The sequence below is a fragment of the Providencia sp. PROV080 genome (genome assembly GCF_033688105.1).
GTDB classification, from domain to species: Bacteria; Pseudomonadota; Gammaproteobacteria; order Enterobacterales; family Enterobacteriaceae; genus Providencia; species Providencia zhejiangensis.
Genome location: NZ_CP096346.1, coordinates 3,003,424 through 3,022,560, shown reverse-complemented (window position 1 = coordinate 3,022,560; position 19,137 = coordinate 3,003,424). Strand labels below are relative to the sequence as shown.

General features: G+C 41.7%; 19 protein-coding genes and 1 other annotated feature. Of the genes, 7 read left to right on the top strand and 12 right to left on the bottom strand.

Annotated elements, in window-relative coordinates:
• Nucleotides 1-39: 39 nt before the first annotated feature.
• The 4 genes from htpX to asmA all read left to right on the top strand — a co-directional run bounded on the left by htpX (nucleotide 40) and on the right by asmA (nucleotide 4,452).
• Entirely contained in the window at nucleotides 40-996 is a 957-nt protein-coding gene (gene htpX, locus M1F03_RS13385) for a zinc metalloprotease HtpX (RefSeq protein ID WP_163862687.1), read from the top strand.
• Nucleotides 997-1,213: 217 nt separating this feature from the next.
• Nucleotides 1,214-1,858 (top strand): uridine kinase, encoded by a 645-nt coding sequence (gene udk / locus M1F03_RS13380; protein ID WP_154624486.1) that lies wholly within the window; start codon nucleotides 1,214-1,216, stop codon nucleotides 1,856-1,858.
• A 49-nt stretch (nucleotides 1,859-1,907) separates the two neighbouring features.
• On the top strand, nucleotides 1,908-2,489 hold the full coding sequence (dcd, locus tag M1F03_RS13375; RefSeq protein ID WP_154624485.1) for a dCTP deaminase: 582 nt from the start codon (nucleotides 1,908-1,910) through the stop codon (nucleotides 2,487-2,489).
• Nucleotides 2,490-2,604: 115 nt separating this feature from the next.
• Nucleotides 2,605-4,452 (top strand): outer membrane assembly protein AsmA, encoded by a 1,848-nt coding sequence (gene asmA / locus M1F03_RS13370; protein WP_251464536.1) that lies wholly within the window; start codon nucleotides 2,605-2,607, stop codon nucleotides 4,450-4,452.
• A 57-nt stretch (nucleotides 4,453-4,509) separates the two neighbouring features.
• On the opposite strand, the gene M1F03_RS13365 is transcribed toward asmA, so the two are convergent.
• Entirely contained in the window at nucleotides 4,510-5,070 is a 561-nt protein-coding gene (locus M1F03_RS13365; RefSeq protein ID WP_251464535.1) for a hypothetical protein, read from the bottom strand.
• A gap of 172 nt (nucleotides 5,071-5,242) precedes the next feature.
• The gene (locus M1F03_RS13360) at nucleotides 5,243-6,817 is read right to left on the bottom strand and encodes a TerC family protein (RefSeq protein WP_251464534.1); all 1,575 of its coding nucleotides are present in this window, start codon (nucleotides 6,815-6,817) and stop codon (nucleotides 5,243-5,245) included.
• 244 nt (nucleotides 6,818-7,061) lie between these two features.
• Here M1F03_RS13360 and gndA point away from each other — a divergent pair, with 244 nt between their 5' ends.
• From gndA to M1F03_RS13345, 3 genes are all read left to right on the top strand, one after another.
• Nucleotides 7,062-8,468, top strand: a complete 1,407-nt coding sequence (gene gndA, locus M1F03_RS13355) for an NADP-dependent phosphogluconate dehydrogenase (protein ID WP_154624480.1) — start codon at nucleotides 7,062-7,064, stop codon at nucleotides 8,466-8,468.
• A gap of 241 nt (nucleotides 8,469-8,709) precedes the next feature.
• A complete protein-coding gene (locus M1F03_RS13350; RefSeq protein ID WP_318839953.1) occupies nucleotides 8,710-9,885 on the top strand; it encodes a multidrug effflux MFS transporter in 1,176 nt (391 codons plus the stop codon).
• A gap of 135 nt (nucleotides 9,886-10,020) precedes the next feature.
• The gene (locus M1F03_RS13345; RefSeq protein ID WP_251464533.1) at nucleotides 10,021-10,650 is read left to right on the top strand and encodes a CatB-related O-acetyltransferase; all 630 of its coding nucleotides are present in this window, start codon (nucleotides 10,021-10,023) and stop codon (nucleotides 10,648-10,650) included.
• Between the two features lie 57 nt (nucleotides 10,651-10,707).
• Here M1F03_RS13345 and M1F03_RS13340 read toward each other — a convergent pair whose 3' ends face one another.
• The 10 genes from M1F03_RS13340 to hisG all read right to left on the bottom strand — a co-directional run bounded on the left by M1F03_RS13340 (nucleotide 10,708) and on the right by hisG (nucleotide 18,938).
• Entirely contained in the window at nucleotides 10,708-10,950 is a 243-nt protein-coding gene (locus tag M1F03_RS13340) for a DUF883 C-terminal domain-containing protein (protein WP_251464532.1), read from the bottom strand.
• 96 nt (nucleotides 10,951-11,046) lie between these two features.
• On the bottom strand, nucleotides 11,047-11,472 hold the full coding sequence (locus M1F03_RS13335) for a YbaK/prolyl-tRNA synthetase associated domain-containing protein (RefSeq protein ID WP_230085899.1): 426 nt from the start codon (nucleotides 11,470-11,472) through the stop codon (nucleotides 11,047-11,049).
• Nucleotides 11,473-11,855: 383 nt separating this feature from the next.
• A complete protein-coding gene (gene hisIE / locus M1F03_RS13330; RefSeq protein ID WP_154624475.1) occupies nucleotides 11,856-12,467 on the bottom strand; it encodes a bifunctional phosphoribosyl-AMP cyclohydrolase/phosphoribosyl-ATP diphosphatase HisIE in 612 nt (203 codons plus the stop codon).
• On the bottom strand, nucleotides 12,461-13,237 hold the full coding sequence (hisF, locus tag M1F03_RS13325) for an imidazole glycerol phosphate synthase subunit HisF (protein WP_154624473.1): 777 nt from the start codon (nucleotides 13,235-13,237) through the stop codon (nucleotides 12,461-12,463). Before hisF ends, hisIE begins: the two co-directional genes overlap by 7 nt.
• Entirely contained in the window at nucleotides 13,219-13,956 is a 738-nt protein-coding gene (gene hisA / locus M1F03_RS13320) for a 1-(5-phosphoribosyl)-5-[(5-phosphoribosylamino)methylideneamino]imidazole-4-carboxamide isomerase (protein WP_154624472.1), read from the bottom strand. Before hisA ends, hisF begins: the two co-directional genes overlap by 19 nt.
• 5 nt (nucleotides 13,957-13,961) lie before the next feature.
• Nucleotides 13,962-14,555: an imidazole glycerol phosphate synthase subunit HisH gene (gene hisH / locus M1F03_RS13315; protein ID WP_251464531.1), complete on the bottom strand. Its 594-nt coding sequence runs from the start codon at nucleotides 14,553-14,555 to the stop codon at nucleotides 13,962-13,964.
• Nucleotides 14,555-15,622 (bottom strand): bifunctional histidinol-phosphatase/imidazoleglycerol-phosphate dehydratase HisB, encoded by a 1,068-nt coding sequence (gene hisB, locus M1F03_RS13310; RefSeq protein ID WP_154624470.1) that lies wholly within the window; start codon nucleotides 15,620-15,622, stop codon nucleotides 14,555-14,557. The genes hisH and hisB overlap by 1 nt, the downstream gene beginning before the upstream one ends.
• Nucleotides 15,623-15,642: 20 nt before the next feature.
• Nucleotides 15,643-16,713 (bottom strand): histidinol-phosphate transaminase, encoded by a 1,071-nt coding sequence (gene hisC, locus M1F03_RS13305; RefSeq protein ID WP_154624469.1) that lies wholly within the window; start codon nucleotides 16,711-16,713, stop codon nucleotides 15,643-15,645.
• Nucleotides 16,714-16,716: 3 nt separating this feature from the next.
• Nucleotides 16,717-18,033 (bottom strand): histidinol dehydrogenase, encoded by a 1,317-nt coding sequence (gene hisD / locus M1F03_RS13300; RefSeq protein WP_251464530.1) that lies wholly within the window; start codon nucleotides 18,031-18,033, stop codon nucleotides 16,717-16,719.
• Nucleotides 18,034-18,038: 5 nt separating this feature from the next.
• Nucleotides 18,039-18,938, bottom strand: a complete 900-nt coding sequence (hisG, locus tag M1F03_RS13295; RefSeq protein WP_163862678.1) for an ATP phosphoribosyltransferase — start codon at nucleotides 18,936-18,938, stop codon at nucleotides 18,039-18,041.
• A 41-nt stretch (nucleotides 18,939-18,979) separates the two neighbouring features.
• Nucleotides 18,980-19,108 (bottom strand) — a sequence feature (His leader region).
• Between the last annotated feature and the right edge of the window lie 29 nt (nucleotides 19,109-19,137).

The following is a 19,137-nucleotide window of genomic DNA, read 5'->3' as shown; positions in this document are numbered from 1 at the left end:
AGGGGGATGCCCCTAACAAATTATACAGAGTACTTGTTCATGGATTTTAGAAACATCATACGTAAAAATAATTTTCGTACGCGATTGGTGGTCATTAGTTATATATTTATTATGCTGATCGTCGGTTTATTAGCAGATACAGCGACGCACTCAGACGAGCGTATTGGATTTTTTGAAAATATGCTCATATTTGTGACTTTTGAAAAACTACCAGTAGCAACATTAATTATTTTAGGGCTTACCGTTTTAGGATTGGTATATATTCATTTTCGTGGCCATAAAATGATGTTAGCAGGTCTGAACGCAAAAGAAATTACAGCGCAAAATGCCAGCACTCCTGAAGAAAGACAACTGTATAATATTTTAGAAGAGCTCAGTTTAAGTGCTACTTTACGCTATGTGCCTCGGCTGTATATTTTAGACAGTGATGAGCCTAACGCATTTGCTGCCGGTTGGGGCGCTAAAAACGCTTTAGTCGGTGTCACTCGAGGTTTATTGCAAACACTCAATCGTCACGAAGTTCAAGCGGTGATGGCTCATGAAGTTGGGCATATTATTCATGGTGATTCTAAATTGACATTGTATGTTGGTATTTTAGCGAATGTGATCCTGACTATTACGAATATATTTAGCCAACTATTTATTCGGACGGCAGGGCGTAGCCGAAATAGTGCATCTAATAAAGCACAGCTAATTCTATTAGCTCTTAACTTTGTTTTACCGTGGATCACCCAAATTCTCTATTTTTATCTTTCGCGAACGCGTGAATATATGGCCGATGCAGCGGCTGTTGATTTAACCACCGATAATCAAGCTATGATCAGCGCACTGAAAAAAATTTCGGGTCAGCATGAAAAACAGCAATATGATAAGTCGGGTATTGGTGATGCATACCGTAGTGCAGCCTATATCTTTAATAAAGGTGATTCGATATTGTCGACGCATCCATCGATAGAAAATCGCATTGCAGCTTTAGAAGGCCGTAAAAAATTTTAGCGGGTTGAGTGATAACAATTTGGGGCACACTATTTTAGTCACATATTGACATACACTTTTTATGATGTTTCCCATTAATATTTGGTATTTTTTGAGTCTGTTTGTGTTGCGAAGCTGGAACCTCACGCCATTAACTCCTATAATTCCGGCAACCATAACTTTGTGAAGATAAAGTTAGGCATTTCATTTCAGATTTATTTAACCAGGTTATCATTTTATGACTGACATAGCGCATCAATGTACCATTGTAGGTATATCAGGAGCTTCTGCATCCGGAAAAAGCCTTATCGCAAGTACCTTATATAGAGAATTAAGGGAAAAGGTCGGTGATCATAATATCGGTGTTATACCAGAAGACTGTTACTATAAAGATCAAACAGATATACCAATGGAAGAGCGGTTAAAAGTCAATTACGACCACCCAAACTCCATGGACCATAGCCTGCTTTATCAACATCTTAAAGCATTAAAAAGCGGTAAATCTGTAGAAATTCCTCAATATGACTATGTCGCTCATACACGTAAAGAAACCAGCATTCACTTCAAACCTAAAAAAGTCATTATTATCGAGGGGATTTTACTGCTTACGGATAAACGTTTACGTGAAGAGATGGATTTTTCGATCTTTGTTGATACCCCGCTTGATATTTGCTTGATGAGACGGATAAAACGTGATGTAAATGAGAGAGGGAGAACATTAGATTCGGTTATTGAACAATATAATAAAACCGTGCGTCCTATGTTCTTACAGTTTATTGAGCCGTCGAAGCAGTATGCCGATATTATTGTGCCTCGTGGCGGTAAAAACCGTGTGGCAATTGATATCTTAAAAGCAAAAATCGGCGAATTTTGCCAAGACTAAACTTGGCTAGGCGACATGGCGATAAAAAATAATGAAGGGGGATATAATCATGCGTCTTTGTGACCGCGATATTATTCAATGGATGGATGAAGGAAAGTTAGTTATTAGCCCTCGTCCACCTATTGAACGGATCAATGGAGCAACAGCAGATGTGCGCCTAGGAAATCAATTTCGAGTTTTTCGAGGACATACCGCCGCTTTTATTGACCTAAGTGGCCCGAAAGATGAAGTAAATGCAGCGCTTGACCGTGTGATGAGCGATGAAATTATTCTCAATGATAATGAGCCATTTTTCCTTCACCCAGGAGAATTAGCACTTGCAGTCACTCTTGAGTCTGTTACCCTGCCTGATAACCTCGTAGGATGGTTAGATGGCCGTTCTTCATTGGCGCGATTAGGTTTAATGGTGCATGTGACAGCACATCGAATCGATCCCGGTTGGTGTGGGCAAATCGTGCTAGAGTTTTATAATTCAGGCAAGCTACCACTTGCTTTGCGCCCTGGAATGGTGATTGGTGCGTTAAGTTTTGAGCCATTATCAGGCAGCGCAGATCGCCCCTATAATAGCCGACAAGATGCGAAATATAAAAATCAGCAAGGGGCGGTTGGTAGTCGTATCAGTGAGGACTGATAGTAATATGTATGACGGAATTATTGCTTATATGGGGTAATTCCGCATAGCGCAGGGATAGGTGTAGTGTGAGCCTTTTGTGTGGCGTAGCAGACATAATTTTAGTGAGGGAAGAATGAAACGATTTCTGACGACACTGGTCATTTTGCTAGTCGTGATTGTGGTTGGTCTAACCGCATTAGTGATGTTGGTTAACCCAAACGACTTTAGGCAATATCTTGTGGAAAAAGTTGAGAAAAAAAGCGGGTATCAAATTGACTTTAAAGGGGATATGCGTTGGCATGTTTGGCCAACACTGAGTATTATTACCGGCCCTGTTTCGATTACCGCTCCCAATGCCAGCCAACCTGTTTTAAGTGCGGAGAATATGCGCTTAGATGTGGAATTATGGCCGCTACTTTCTCATCATTTATCCGTCGAACAAATTGTTGTCGATGGTGCAGTGATTCGCCACACGCCTGAAAGCGAACCCCAAATGAATGCGAACTCACCTATTGCGCCTGCCGGTAACCAAAGAACACCAAATTCTCCAGAAAAAAATCAATGGTTATTAGATATCGAAAAAGTTGAAATATCAAATAGCTTAGTGATCTGGAAAACACAAAATGATGAGTACAATCTACGCAATATTGATCTTTCTTTAAAGAAAAGTGATAAGCGCAAAATCAGCGCTAAATTCAGCGGCAACTTAAATAAGAATCAACAAGAGCTACGTTTTGATGCGCGGGCAGAACTTGATCTTTCCCAACTATCACATCAAATTAATGGTCAATTAACTCAGTTTGATTATACTTTCACGGGGGTTGATTTACCTGAAGGTGGGATCACCGGACAACTGACCAGTGATTTTGCTTATATTAAAGATAATATTGCAACAGCGAGTTTACATAACATCGCGATTAAAGCCAATGACAGTGATTTAACGGGTCACGTTGAAGCAAAATTAGGGGCTATTCCAGATATTAATGTTCAGTTATCTTCTCAAACGTTAAATCTTGATAAATTAATTGGCGCACCAAATTCAAGTACAGCGGCTAATTCGTCTAATGAAACGAACCTTTCTACTCGCGTTGGCGTTAAACCGGTGATTTCTGGAAAAGAAACACAGAAATATGATTTATCTAACCTAAAATCATTTACTGGAAATATTAATTTAAATATTGAGAATTTAGTTTATCGTGGAATGGCAGTGAATGCGGTAAAATTTGCAGCACAAAACCAAGCGCCGCAATTAACCATTTCCCAATTAGAAGGTCAGGCCTTTAATGGCCAGTTTTCGCTTCCTGTGACTATTAATTACTCAAATATTCCAGCGCAAGTTACAGCGAAACCTAATATTCAAAATATTAATTTAACGCCATTGTTGAAAGCGTTTAATATGCCAGAAAAACTGAGTGGTATTGTGACAATCAATGCCGATTTATCGGGCCCAGGTTATGATGATTATGCGGTGAAAAATTTATGGCAAGGCCCTGTGAATTTCAGTTTACAAAATGCACGCTTAGCAGGATTAAATATTCCATTATTAATCCAACAATCTATTTCACGGGTGACCAATAAAATCAATGCACCTGTTAATACAGGTAATTATACTGAAGTAGAGCAATTCACCGTTAATGGTCGCTTAAATAAAGGCACGATTAACATTGCATCCATGAATGCAACTTCTCCTTTAATTTCAATTACGGGGCAAGGATGGGCAAATGTGCCAGCAGAAACATTGGATGTGAACCTCGGTGTGCAAATTACGCAAGGTTGGGGCGGAGACTCTCGCTTTATTCAACAACTGCAATCAATGACAATACCGCTACGTATTTATGGCGGTTGGAGCAACTTACAATATCAACTTAATGTTGAAAGATTGCTACGTAATGAATTAAAGACACAAGCCAAAGAGGCATTAGGGAACTTTTTGAAGAAAGAGGAACAAAAAGGATTGAGTGATTTGCTGAATGCACTATAGCTTTTCTATTGATAAATGGCATCATAGGTCATGATGCCATTTATTGGGATAAAATGATTAGAGTAAACTACGAGGGGTGACGTATTTTGGCGTTGTGTTATCAAATTTTTTATTGGCTTCTTGAGTAGCTTTCATATTTTTATAGCCTTCTTTTGATTCAACCATATCTTTATCTAAGCTTGCTGTATTTAATTTACTTTCAAATTTTGCAAGCATTTCCCGTTTTTTAGAATTTTGCTTATAGTTTACGCTATTGAGCCTTTCTTGATAGTTTGCTGTTTTAGCCTTCAGAGAATGAAGCGTGTTTGAAAATATTGTTAACTCTTTTTTATTATTTTCTCTCTCCATCGCTCCTCGTTCATGACCTATATTTTCTAATAATGTCTTCATTTTTTGCTGAATAGAGTTAACCTCTTTTTCTATTCCTTTTAATTCTTTAAGCTTAAAGATTCCACTATCAACTTTAGACGTGTTTTGCTGATTTAGAACTGGATTTGATTGAACATTATTGGTTGTACGTTTGATATTTCCAGTAATACCTGAGTTGTAAGCTGTTGTTTGTGGCTGTTGTAACTGTTGTGTGTAATTTAATGCTTTATGAGTGATTGACTGGACCATGTTAACCTCGAATAACCTTATTAAGTTATCCGAATTATTGAACAATCAAATGATTAATGCTTTTAAAAAACGCTGTTATTTTGGCGCTTCAAGTGACTTGTTATGGAAATACTTATCCGCACTATAAAAAAATACCGGCCAATTTGGCCGGTATTGTATGAATAAACAAAAATTATTCTTCTTCGTCTTCTTCCGGTACTTTCGGCGGAACAATGAGCACTTTACTAATACGGTGGTTTTTGATTTCAAGCGGCTGGAAAATGCAGCCATTGACTTCAATTTGTTCACCTTCTTCAGGTACTCGTTGTAGGTGTTCCATCAATAAGCCTGCAATGGTTTCATATTCGCGCTTTTCATCCAGTTCCATAGGAACAAATAGGATCAAATCTTCTAATGGCATAAAGCCGTTAGCAATCCAACTCCCATTTTCTAGCTTTTGAATATCATGACGTGAGTCATTTTCTTCTTCACCATCTGGTAAGTTACCGGCGATCGTTTCCATCACATCCGTTAAGGTGACAACACCCTCGACAGAGCCAAACTCGTCGACGACAAAAGCAAAGTGAGTCTGTGCTTTACGAAACTGCTCCAATGCTTTTAATAGCGAGAGACCTTCAGGGAAGATAAGAGGTTGAGTAATCAAAGCTCGTAAGTTTAGCGGCTGACCACTTAACTGCTGTTTGACTAAATCGAGCATGTGAACAACACCAACAGGCTCATCACTCACGGTTTCATCGATAACAACAAAACGTGAATGCGGATTTTTTTCCAGCAATTGCAGCAGCTCATTGGCAGACTTATTGACATCGAGATATTCCACATCATGACGTGATGTCATAATACTTTCGACATTACGTTGAGCCATACCTAAAACACGGGCGATCATCTGGCGCTCTTGAGGGTCAAAAACCGCTTGGTTGTCCGCGATTAAGTCTGAAGTGTGCGCATCTAGCTCCGCACGTTCGTGGTTACCACTTAGAATACGTAAAACGGCTTCAGCCGTACGTTCACGAAGTGGACGACTACCTTTGAGGAATTTGCGACGGTTAAATTGTGCAAACTGGTTTAAGACTTCAATCATAATAGAGAAGCCAATCGCAGCATACAGATAACCTTTTGGTATTGCGTAACCAAAGCCTTCAGCAACTAAACTAAAGCCGATCATCAGCAAGAAGCTGAGACATAAGATCACAATAGTTGGGTGATTGTTGACGAACGATGTTAGCGGCTTACTTGCCCATATCATAAGGATCATGGCAATAGTCACTGCTGCAACCATAACCCCAATATGGTCAACCATCCCAACGGCGGTAATGACTGAGTCAAGAGAGAATACCGCATCTAGGACGATAATTTGTGCAACAACAGCCCAGAAATTCGATGTTTTTCGTTGATTAGCGGTGTGCTCATCCCCCCCCTCTAATCGTTCGTTTAACTCCATTGTGGCTTTAAATAGCAAGAATAACCCACCCACCAACATGATGAGATCTCGGGCGCTAAATGGATGATCGAATAATGTTATTAAAGGCTTGGTGAGAGTGATTAGCCAAGACAAGCTAAATAGCAGAATAACTCGCATCACGAGAGCGAGCATGAGACCCGTCACACGAGCCCTATCACGCAATTTTTGCGGCAGTTTGTCTGCCAAAATGGCAATAAAGACGAGGTTATCAATACCAAGAACGATTTCTAGAACGATTAAGGTGGCAAGCCCCGCCCAAATCGAAGGATCTGCGATCCATTCCATACAGTTTGTTTTACCTTCTGATATGACGGCATATGCCGACTCGTGAATAATGCGGTTTGTTTCCCTAAATTTCAATAAAAATTGTCGCGTATGAGACGATAATCTACAAATAATATTCCGTTTGCGTCATCGATTGCATCAATAACTACCCAGCAGAACAAACCTGAGTTAACATGTGATCCTGTTAACAGAATTGCCAGCATAAAAATGGCTGGCTTAGGTCCTAATCAGACAGGAGTTTTTCATGTCAAAGCAACAGATTGGTGTTGTCGGTATGGCTGTCATGGGGCGCAATCTTGCCCTGAATATTGAAAGCCGTGGTTATTCCGTCTCTATTTTCAACCGTTCAAAAGATAAAACGGATGAAGTTATTGCCGAAAATCCAGGGAAAAAATTAGTTCCCAGCTACACGATTGAAGAGTTTGTCGACTCTCTGGAAAAACCACGCCGTATCCTGTTGATGGTGAAAGCGGGTGAAGCAACGGATAAAACGATTGCTGCATTGACTCCGCATCTAGACAAAGGTGATATCCTGATTGATGGCGGCAACACTCTGTATAAAGATACTATCCGTCGTAACCGTGAACTGTCTGAGCAAGGCTTTAACTTTATCGGTACAGGGGTTTCTGGTGGTGAAGAAGGCGCTCTAAAAGGCCCATCTATCATGCCTGGTGGTCAAAAAGAAGCTTATGAGCTGGTTGCACCAATTTTGAAAGAAATTGCCGCTAAAGCCGAAGGCGAGCCTTGCGTAACTTATATCGGTCCAGATGGTGCTGGTCACTATGTGAAAATGGTTCACAATGGTATCGAATACGGTGACATGCAGTTGATCGCTGAAGCATATTCATTGCTAAAAGGTTCTTTAAACCTGAGCAATGAAGAGTTGGCGGAAATTTTTGCTGATTGGAACCAAGGCGAACTTAGTAGCTATCTGATCGAAATCACTGCGGATATCTTCAAGAAAAAAGATGAAGATGGAAAATATTTGGTTGATGTGATTTTAGATGAAGCAGCGAATAAAGGTACAGGTAAATGGACGAGCCAAAGTTCATTGGATTTAGGTATCCCAGTAACGTTGATCACTGAATCTGTATTTGCACGTTATATCTCTTTCCTGAAAGACCAACGTGTTGCCGCATCTAAAGTACTAACAGGTCCAGTATTGAAGCCTGTTGAAGGCGATAAAAAACAATTTATTGAGAAAGTTCGTCGTGCACTCTACTTAGGTAAAATTGTTTCTTATGCCCAAGGCTTCCAACAACTGAAAGCCGCTTCAGATGAATACAATTGGGATCTGAACTACGGTGAAATTGCTAAAATTTTCCGCGCGGGTTGTATCATTCGTGCACAATTCTTGCAAAAAATCACTGATGCATACAATGATAATGCACAGATCGCTAACTTGCTGTTAGCGCCATACTTTAAGCAAATCGCTGATGAATATCAGCAAGCACTACGTGATGTGGTGTGCTATGGCGTACAAAACGGCATCCCAACACCGACCTTCTCTGCGGCAATTTCTTATTACGATAGCTACCGTTCAGCGGTATTGCCTGCAAACCTAATTCAAGCGCAACGTGATTACTTTGGTGCTCACACTTATAAGCGTACTGATAAAGAAGGTGTGTTCCATACCGAATGGATGGAATAATACGTTAAAATAACGTATTAAATTATTAAGGTGCTGGTTTTCCAGCACCTTTTTTATTTTTAAGTATAAAAATAGGGATGTACTATCAATACTTATTGGTCGTTTTTATCTTTATTATTGGATCGAGTATGGTTTTGATTGATGATACTGATAGAATCGAAAGCTTGTTTTTATTCTTAGGTCTCAGTTATTACTGTAAGCCTATCTAATCATTTTATGATTATAAGTAAGAATTCTATTTATGCGAAAGTTCCTTGTCTTGCTGCTGTTACTTGTGCTGCTGAGTCCATTGGCAATTGATTTATATCTGCCAACAATTCCTACAATTGCGATTGCGTTAGGGGCGCCCGAGTCGCTGATCCAGTCTACTATTGCATTATTTATACTAATTTTTGGTATAGGGCAGTTAATTTCTGGCCCCTTGATCGACCGATATGGACGTAAGCCCATCGCGATTGTGGGCATCCTAATTTACATTGTCGGTTCAACTGTCGCAGCGTTATCAACAACCCCGGAAATTTTTATTGCCGCTAGGGTATTACAGGGGGTCGCTGTTTGTTGCACTGGCGTTGTGGCTTTTAGTGGTGTTCGTGATCGGATGAACGGCACGGAAGCTGCGCGTGCATTTGGTTTTTTAAATGGAACGCTCAATATCGTACCAGCATTAGCTCCGCTTTTGGGGGGCTTTCTCGCTGAATATTGGGGATGGCGAGCCCCTTTTTGGTTTTTGGCTCTCTATGCGGTACTCATTTTAATGTTAGTCATCGCATTTTTGCCCGAAACTCGCCCAGCGAGTTTGCAAAATGTGAAGAAGTTGCAACTCAATCACTACCTGCATATCTTGCGTAACAAGCACTTTATTATTTTTGCATTGGTGAATGCAGGTAGTATGGGCATGGTTCTGACGTATGTTTCATTCGCACCGATTGTCTTAATGGGAGATGCAGGACTCACGCCACTAGAGTTTTCATTGGCGTTTGGTGCTAATGGTTTTTGGATTATGTTTGCGAGTTACATTGCTAACTATTATATCCCCAAAATTGGTCGCCCTAACTGTTTAAAAGCCGGCAGCCTATTTATGATAGCGGGGTGTTTAGGCTTGTTATTCGGTTTGCTTGTCTTACCAACAGAGTTACAAAACCACTGGTTAGCTTATATGTTACCTGTAGCGTGTGCCTGTACAGGCCTTGCCTTTATGATGGGAACCGCAACGAGTTATGCTTTAGAACCTTTTGAAAAAGAGGCAGGAACGGCTTCGGCTTTAGTGGGTTTTATTCAAATGGCAGTAGGTGCAGCTCTGAGTTTATTGGCGATTAGCTCTCCCTTACCTGCAAATTGGGCATTAGCTATGTTAATGTTAGTAGGCGGAGTGATTGCGTTGGTTGCACGAAATACCAGATTAAAATTAACGCGTTAAGTAGAGAAAAGATAGATGATAAATCCGTTATTAAAGCAGCCAAGGGTTGCTAAAGGTGATGTGTTTTTGAGCGCGAATACATCACCATAGACAGCGTTCTATGGTAATAATAATTTTATAATTAGGATTGTTACCATGAATCAGAAACATTGGTCAAAATATCAACTTTTACACGAAGTTGTACAGAATCCGAATATCCATATCAAAGGACGTCATAGTTATTATAGTGACTGCTGGGATAATGGGTTTGAACAATCAGTAGTCCGCTATTTACAAGGGGATGAAGTCAGCCGTGATTGGCAATTACCTTGGGATGTCGATCAACTTTATATTGGCGATTATGTGTGTATTGGGGGAGAAGCCGTCATATTGATGGGGGGAAACCATACTCACAGAACAGATTGGTTTTGTTTATATCCATTTATTGAATATGTTAATGAAGCCTATGTAGGTAAAGGCGATACTGTTATCGATGACGGAGCTTGGATTGGAATGCGGGCATTGATTATGCCAGGTATAAACATTGGTGAAGGCGCAGTTATCGCAGCAAATAGTGTTGTGGTGAAGGATGTCGAGCCATACAGTATTGTGGGTGGCAATCCGGCTAAACGGATTAGCTATCGTTTTGCGCCTGATATCATTGCAGAACTTCTGGCATTAAAGATCTACGATTGGCCAGAAGCACAATTTAATGCCTTAAAGCCTTATTTGTGTAATTCAGATATAACAGCTTTGAAAATAGCCTTGGCTAAATATTTAAAATAAATAATACATAGGGAATGAGTTTATTATCATTCCCTTTTTGCATTTTATTTATCAGAATTATTTTTTGCCGGCTAAATAACCGAATATAAATCCGATACCAGCAGCGACAGTTGCTGCGGCAAGAGGATTACTTTTTACTGTATCCACAGCAGAATTGAGCGTGTCACAGCCTTGAGCTGCACATTTTCTGACAGTACCTTTTATTTGATGCTCAGCAGAACCCGTTGCTTCACCGTAGACTTGTTCTGCTGTACCTGTTGCTTCTCTAGCTTTGCTTTCTGCTTTGTCGAATAAACTCATTATATTCTCCTTAAGAGTGAATAACAGTCACTATTAAGTGTAGCAGTCTTAAAAAATATGATACTTGATTTTACTTAAAAATAGGTACTTTTACTTTTATTCATCATCTCGAATAAAATCGACTAAAGTTGGATTAGCAATACGACGGTAATCTTCTGTATTCAAAATAACTGAGCGCTCAAGTGTTCCTGCATTAAAAGCCAGCTCTTCAAAACGAACAAATAAATAAGGATCAGCAATGAGTTTTAGAGATGGGTGGAAACTAAAGGGCGGGATTGCACCAAAAACACATTGAGTTAATTCATCCACTTCTTTTGGGCTTGCTAATGAGGCGCGAGTGCCTCCGATGGCATGAGCGATCTTCGTTAAATCCGCTTGTTTATCAGCAGGAAGGATAGCAAGAACATGTTGACGAATACCATTTCCTTTAACGTGGCAAACTAAGCCTTTAGCACCTTGACCTAATTGTGTGCCACGTATTTTTGCCACTTCTTCTGATTTACCTGCCGTTGGATGTTCCATCACGCGGTAACGCGCATTCTGTTTATCAAGTAATTGGGTTAATTGAATAAAAATAGGGCTTTCTGACACGACGGTTCCTTTTTTATAAAAATAAACAGTTGAGATAGTAGCAAAATTAGATAACAAGCTAAATACCATGGATATGATATGAAAATTGGAAGAAATAATGGGAGCTAGGCAACGCAATAAGAGAGTTTTTAAGTTAATAGCGAACTCATTGTCTATATCGCATGTTGATTAAAATAGGCTTTTACGTGAATTGGTTGACTCAGTTATCTAAGTCGCCACTTATAGGTAAGAGAATAGAGAGGATTTGGTCGACGATCAAGTATCAGCGCATTTTGTTATATTGGGTAGCCCACCTTAAGCAGGCTACCGCATTATTATTGATGGCGTTCTTTCAGACGTTTGATAATGGTGCTTAAATCAAGATCTTGGTCCTGTAAGAGTACCAGCAGGTGGTACATTAGATCGGCGGCTTCATTCGTTAGCTCAGCACGATCATTGACTGTGGCTGCAAGTGCCGTTTCAACGCCTTCTTCGCCAACTTTTTGAGCGATACGTTTAGTACCACTTGCATATAGACGCGCCGTATATGAGCTTTCCGGATCAGCACACTTACGTGATTTTAATAAGGTTTCCAGCTCAAATAAGAATCCCCAATCACTTTGAGCGGGAGCAAAACAGCTCTCCGTACCATTGTGGCAAGTTGGTCCAACCGGTTGCACTAGGGCGAGTAGCGTATCACTATCACAATCAGGATAGATATCGACTAAATTAAGATAGTTGCCCGATGTTTCGCCTTTAGTCCATAAGCGCTGTTTGGTTCGTGAATAAAAGGTTACCTTGCGGCTATCTAATGTGGCTTGCAACGCTTCTGGGTTCATATAACCTAACATTAATACATCGCCAGAAGTTGCGTGTTGCACAACCACGGGCATTAATCCATCCACTTTTTGCCAAGCAAGTTGGCGACATTGTTCTGTGGTTAACATACTCTTATTTGAACTCCATTTTCTGCAAGGTATTGCTTTAATTCACCAATATTGATGATTTGCTTGTGGAAGACGGATGCGGCGAGGGCACCATCAACCTTTGCTTCAGTAAAAGCATCTAAGAAATGTACCATTTCACCAGCACCACCAGAGGCGATTAATGGCACTTGGCAGACATCACGGACTTTTTTCAGTTGGATTAAATCATAGCCTTGGCGTACACCGTCTTGGTTCATCATATTTAAGACAATTTCACCGGCACCTCGTTGTTGAACTTCAGTGACCCAATCGAGGGTTTTCCAGCGTGTTTGGGTGGTCCGTTTTTCATCCCCTGTAAATTGATAAACGAGGTAGTCACCCGTTTCATGGTCAAACCAGGTATCGATACCGACGACAATGCATTGTACGCCAAAACGATCAGCAAGGCGGCTAATTAGTGTTGGATCCGATAGCGCTGGTGAGTTAATGGATATTTTATCAGCGCCAAATGATAAAATTTGCGCCGCGTCTTCAACACTTTTGATACCACCCGCAACGCAAAATGGAATATCAATGACTTCTGCAACTTTTGATACCCAACTCTTATCGACCACTCTTCCATCAGATGATGCTGTAATATCGTAAAATACCAGTTCATCAGCACCTTCTTGGGCATAGCGCTGTGCCAGTGGAACGATATCACCAATAATCTCATGATGACGAAATTGAACCCCTTTTACTACTTGTCCATCCCGAACATCCAAACAAGGAATTATGCGTTTTGCCAACATGCGATTGCCTCCGCGACTGTGAATTTGCCTTCGAGTAGGGCACGACCAACAATCACCCCCGCGGCGCCTGACCCTGGAATAGCAGCGATATCCGCCAAAGAGCCAATACCACCAGATGCTTGAAATGCAATAGCTGGATATTTTTGGCTAATTTCTTGGTATAAATTGACATTTGAACCTGCCAATGTGCCATCTTTAGAAATATCCGTGCATAAAACGTGCTTTAACCCATAAGGTTGATACATTTCAATGGCTTGTTCTAATGAAAGATTAGAGTTTTCTTGCCAACCACTGATGGCAATCTCTTTTATACCTTGTTGGTTAATTCGCACATCAAGGGCGAGTACGATGGCTTCTCCACCATAACGTTCGAACCAGGTTTTAACTAATTCAGGCTGTTTCACCGCGGTTGAACCAATAACCACCCGTGTAGCCCCTGCATCTAAAAGTGCTTTTACATCCTCTTCTGTGCGGATCCCGCCACCGACTTGAACGGGTACAGACACTCCAGCTAACAGTTTTTTAAGGAGGGGAATTTGGCGTTTTTGTGGATCTTTTGCCCCAGTTAAATCAACTAAGTGTAATAATTTTGCGCCTTCTTGTTGGTATTGTTGTAAGCGTGGCAGGGGATCACTGCCGTAAGCGGTTTGCTTGGCATAATCGCCTTGATGTAAACGAACAACATTACCATCAATAAGATCTAAAGCAGGAATGATCATCTCAATTACATCTCCAAAAAGTTTTGGATCAGGCGAGAGCCAGCTGCTCCCGAGCGCTCAGGGTGAAACTGAACACCATAAAAATTATCCTGATTGACAGCACTGCTAAATGGATTACCGTATTGGGTTTGTGCAATGGTATTGCCTGAAATAGGCATGGAGTAGCTATGCACAAAATAGAAGTAAGCATCGTCGCGGATCCCTTTAAATAAAGGGTGGCCTGCTAAAGGTTTGACTTGATTCCAGCCACTATGAGGAACAGGTAAACCATCCGCATTCATTTTTTGGACTGGGCTATCTATCAAGCCAAGCAGTGGGATCAACGATTTTCCTTCTTCACTAACACTCCCCATTAATTGCATACCTAAACAAATACCTAAAACAGGCTGAGTCAGTGTTTTAATTAAGGGGATCAGTTCACGTTGCTGGAGTTGTTCCATCGCTGCGCTTGCAGTTCCGACACCCGGTAGGAAAACTTTATCTGCTTGTAAAATGGTGTTGGTATCACGGCTGATCTGTGGGGTATAGCCTAAACGTTTGACGGCATAGGCCACAGAAGACAAATTTGCACAGCCTGTATCAAGGATAACAACGTTCATTAGAGAACCCCTTTCGAGCTAGGTAACGTATCTCCTTCAACGCGGATAGCTTGACGTAAGGTACGACCAAATACCTTAAATAGGCTTTCAGCTTTGTGGTGATCGTTTTTCCCTTTCGTTTTCAGGTGTAAGGTACATCCCATCGCATAGGATAGGGAGCTGAAAAAGTGTTCGATCATTTCAGTGCTGAGGTCACCAACACGTTGGTATTTAAATTCTGCTTTATATTCAAGGTGTGGTCGGCCTGAAATGTCTAATGCACAACGCGCTTGGCACTCATCCATTGGGAGTACAAAGCCAAAGCGTGCGATACCACGTTTATCGCCGAGAGCAACGCGTAATGCTTCACCGAGTGCCAAACCCGTATCTTCTACGGTGTGGTGGTCATCAATAAACAGGTCACCTTTAACTTGGATATTCAAACGGAAACCACCGTGAGTGGCGATCTGGTCAAGCATGTGGTCAAAGAAGCCGACACCCGTATTGATTTCGCTTCCACCCTCACGATCAAGCCAGAGTTCGACGCGAATATTGGTTTCTTTTGTGACACGCTCAACGATTGCATGGCGATCACGCTGAGTTAATTTATCGGTGATAGCCACCCAATCAAGTGAATCAGGGCTATAGCGTAGGCCTTGGATCCCCATATTTTCGGCCAATTGTAGGTCAGTTTCACGATCACCAATCACATAACTGTTCGCTTTATCTAATTTACCTTCAACTAGGTAGTTTTCCACTAAGCCTAGTTTTGGTTTACGGCAGTTACAGCCATCCGCGGGTTTGTGAGGACAAATCAATACATCGTCAAAATTAATCCCTTGTGACTCAAAAACCTGCATCATTAAGTTGTGTGGTGGTTCGAAATCAGCGGTTGGGAAGCTGTCGGTACCTAAACCATCTTGATTGGTGACCATGACTAAGCGGTAGTTGGCTTTTTGTAAGGCCAGCAGGCTTGGAATCACTGCTTTTTCAAAAGCTAATTTGCTTAGGCTATCGACCTGAAAATCAGTAGGTGGTTCAGTGATTAATGTACCATCACGGTCAATAAAAAGAATTTTTTGGCTCATGAATATTTCCTATTTCAGGTTTAGCAAAGGGCTTCAATAGCTTCAATAACACGCACGTTTTCGGTTTCAGTACCCACAGTGATGCGTAGGCAGTTAGAAAGTCCTGGCTGTTTACTTTGGTCACGCAAAATAATGCCTTGTTCCCACAGCGCTTTAAATACTTTATTTCCATCCGTAAAACGCACCAAAATATAGTTGGTCTCACTGGGATACACTTTTTCTACGATAGAGAGTTCCGCTAGCGCTTCAGACAAGGCAATACGATCATTCGTGATTGTTGCGACACGGTGTTTCATTGTCGCTATTCCTTCCACGCTCAATGCTTCTGCGGCTATCATCGCAACGGGTGTCGAAAGAGGATAAGGAGCGATCACTTTTAAGAGTATTTCGATTACATCGGCGGAGGCTAATGTGAAACCACAACGTAGGCCAGCCAGCGCAAAGGCTTTTGATAATGTTCTTAATACCACAAGGTTTGGATAGTTAGCGAGCCAGCCTGCCACACTGTATTGTGGGCAAAATTCAATATAGGCTTCATCAACAACCACAAGCGCTTGACCCGCCGCCATGTCGAGCACTTCACGCAGTGCCTTATTATCGATGATGTTGCCAGTTGGATTATTTGGGCTACAAATATAGATCAATTTGGTGTTTGGCAAATTTTCACGAATGGCATCAATATTTAATGACCAGTCTGGTAAAGCGGGAATTTTTTTCTGTTCTACGCCAAAAGTTTCAGCGCTGACACTATACATACCATAGGTTGGAGGACAAAACATCACAGCGTCTTTGCCCGGTTCACAAAATGCACGGATCAGCAGTTCGATAGATTCATCGGCACCTCGGCAAACTAATACTTGCTCAGGAGCAACATTTGCATAAGCGGCATAGTTGAGAATGACACTGGCGGGCTGGCATTCTGGGTAACGGTTTAGATTACGTTCGTTAAATTGGAATTCTGGTGCAATAGGGTATTCATTGGCATTTAACCAAACATCGCCGTTACCACCTAAGCGACGAGCAGACATATAAGGGGTCATCACTTTCACATTTTCACGCGCAAGGCTAGCGGCTTTAAAGTTTTCGCTCATCACTTACTCCTGACTTTGTTTTTTGAGTTCAGTAACACGTAATGTTACGGCATTTTTGTGGGCGGTTAGGCTCTCTGCTTGCGCGAGTGTTTCAATCGTTGTTGCTAACCCGAGTAACCCTTGAGGTGAAAGCTTTTGTACTGTCATCCGTTTCATAAAATCAGCAAGACCCAAGCTGGAATATGTCGATGTATAGCCATAAGTTGGCAGCACATGATTAGTTCCTGATGCATAATCGCCCGCTGATTCAGGTGACCAATCTCCGACGAACACAGAGCCTGCACTGGTTATGCTGTCAACGAGTGCATCGGCATTACGAGTTTGCAAAATCAGGTGTTCAGGCCCGTAGCGATTGCTAATTTCGACACATTGTGCAATTGAATCGGCGATAATTACACGACTAGCACTCAGTGCGGCTCTCGCGATGTCAGCACGTGATAATTCAGCCAGTTGTTTTTCTGTTTCATCAATAACCTGCATAGCAAATTCTTGGCTATCCGTTAGTAGAATAACTTGTGAATCAGGTCCATGCTCAGCTTGCGATAACAGATCTGAAGCTGTAAATGCAGGGTTTGCTTGGCTATCTGCAATAACAAGCACTTCTGATGGGCCTGCTGGCATATCAATGGCTGCTCCTTCGTGGCTTTGGCTCACTTGGCGTTTCGCCTCTGTTACATAAGCATTGCCTGGGCCAAAAATCTTATCGACCGCTGGGATACTCTCTGTACCAAATGCCATTGCAGCAATGGCTTGCGCACCGCCCACCTGAAAGATATCGCCAATACCACACAGTTTTGCAGCATAGAGAATTTCATCCGCAATCGGTGGGGGAGAGCAAAGGATAATTTGTCGACAACCTGCAATTTGTGCAGGGGTGCCTAGCATCATTACCGTTGAGAGCAATGGCGCTGAGCCGCCGGGAATATATAAGCCAACCGAATCAATTGGGCGGGTGATTTGTTGACAAACCACGCCTGACTGAGTCTCAACGCGAATAACTTCAGGTTTTTGTGCTTCATGAAAACGACGGATATTACCAATAGCATTTTTCATCGCAACTTTGATGTCGTCATTGAGGCGTGATTCAGCTTGCTCAATGCTATCTGGCATGACTCGAATGCTAGAAATGGCCGTTTTATCAAAACGTTGGCTAAATTCAATGAGTGCATTGTCGCCACGAGCTTGTACTTGCTCAATGATCTGTGTGACCGCGCGACGAATATTGTCTGATGCCGCAATGGCTGGGCGTGTCAGCAGTGCTGTTTGCTCATTTGCATTACATTCTGACCAGCGAATCGGTTGGTTAAATCCCATTTCCATTGCACTTACTCCATCATTTTTTCAATAGGCAGAACTAAAATAGAGCTGGCACCTAATGCTTTAAGTTTTTCCATGGTTTCCCAGAACAAGGTTTCGCTACTGACCATGTGCATAGCTACGCGATTTTGATCGCCTGCTAATGGGAGCAAAGTTGGGCGTTCTGCGCCTGGCAGCAATGCAATAATATCTTCCAAACGTTCACTTGGAGCGTGCAACATGATGTATTTGGATTCACGAGCTTGAATAACGCCCTGAATACGAGTCATCATGCGGTCAATAAGTTGTTGTTTATCTGAAGAAATTTCGCCGTCACGTTGGATTAAGCAGGCTTTTGAACGATAAATCACTTCAACTTCTTTGAGGCCATTCGCTTCGAGTGTTGCGCCAGTAGAAACTAGGTCACAAATGGCATCGGCAAGACCTGCCCGAGGCGCGACTTCGACAGAGCCGTTTAATAAGCAAGATTTAAATTGAATGCCTTTTTCATCGAAATAACGTTTTAATAAGTTCGGGTAAGAGGTCGCAATACGAGCGCCATTTAAGCACTCTGCACCTGTGTAGTTAAAGTCAAGGGGTGCGGCTAATGACAAGCGGCAAGCACCAAAATCAAGACGACGTAGTGTTTTGTATGCGGGGTTATCGCCTTGAGCGCGGCGGCTTAATAATTCTTCTTCAAGAACGTTTTCACCGATAATTCCAAGGTCTACAACGCCGTCCATGACCAGTCCTGGGATATCGTCATCACGTACACGCAGTAAATCAATAGGCATATTTTCTGCATAAGCAATCAGTCGCTGTTGCTGTAAATTGATTTTAATTCCACAGCGTGCAAGTAGTTCTTGTGAGTCTTCACTTAAGCGTCCTGACTTTTGAATGGCAATTCTTAATCGTGATTTGTCCAACATAATTTTACCCTGCTTATTTTGTAATATATTTTTGATTAATAATAAAAAAACCCTCGGAAGATTATCTTCCGAGGGTTTTCTCTAATTCGCATTTCAGCCACCGGAAGAGTCGTTGATCGTCTTCCAGCACACATCGCCCGAAAGACTAATCAGGATGATGGTGATGATGATGGTTGCGAGAAATACGAGTCATAATAGC